Source organism: Arthrobacter sp. H41 (genome assembly GCF_000520535.1).
Taxonomy (GTDB): Bacteria; Actinomycetota; Actinomycetes; order Actinomycetales; family Micrococcaceae; genus Arthrobacter_D.
Map to the genome: position 1 here is coordinate 16691 of NZ_KI914806.1, position 1066 is coordinate 17756.

Here is a 1066-nt window from a genome sequence, read left to right on the forward strand (position 1 = left end):
CCGGGGCTGGGGGCCACCGTTCGTGGGCCCCGAGGATGACCGCCAGTCGACGTACTTCCTCTCCTGCAACCGCAACAAGGAATCGATTGCCCTCGACCTGAAGAGCGACGACGGACAGGGCGTGCTCCGCAACCTGATCCGGCGGGCCGACGTCCTCGTGGAGAACTTCCGGCCCGGCGTGCTGGACCGGCTCGGCTTTTCCACCGACGCGATGCACGAACTGAACCCCCGCCTGGTCATTCTGTCGATCACCGGCTTCGGCCATGACGGCCCCGAAGCCACCCGGAGCGGCTACGACCAGATCGTGCAGGGCGAAGCCGGCCTCATGTCCCTGACCGGGCCCGGCCCCGAGGATCCCCAGCGGGTCGGCGTGCCCATCGCCGACCTGCTGTCCGGCATGTACGGCGCCTACGGTGCGCTCGCCGCACTGCTGGAACGGGACCGCACGGGCAAGGGCCAGGTGGTCCGGACCTCACTGCTCGCCGCGATCATCGGAGTGCATGCCTTCCAGGGAACCCGCACCACTGTTGCCGGCGAGGTGCCCCAGGCCCAAGGCAACCATCATCCCTCCATCGCTCCCTACGGCCTCTTCAGCTGCAGGGGCGGCAAGGTGCAGATCAGCGTGGGAAGCGAGAAGCTGTGGGCCACCTTCGCGAAGACGTTCGGCCTCGACCCCGCGAAGTTCGCAACCAACTCGGACCGCGTCACCAACCGCGACGCCCTGATCCGCGACATCGAGGACGCCTTTTCGGCCTTCGAAGCCGAGCCGCTGCTGGAAAAGCTCAACGCAGCGGGCATTCCGGCAGGCAAGGTCCGCAGCCTCGACGAGGTGTATGCCTGGGAGCAGGTGCACTCACAGGGACTGCTCGTCGACGTGGAGCACGAAACGCTCGGCAGGATCAGCCTGCCCGGTCCGCCGCTGCGCTTCTTCGACGCCGGGGGCGAGACCACGAATACCGGACACGCAGCACCGCCCCTGCTCGACGGCGACGGTGATCGCATCCGCGCCTGGCTCGCGTCCTCCACCGGCGACAGTAGCGCCGACGGCAGCGCCGGCAGGAACACC

At 68.4% G+C, this 1066-nt stretch carries 1 protein-coding gene; it reads left to right on the plus strand.

The features are described 5' to 3' along the window. Positions 1-1066: CaiB/BaiF CoA transferase family protein (locus tag Y705_RS19385; protein WP_081738002.1), on the plus strand; the 1066-nt coding region annotated here is incomplete at both ends.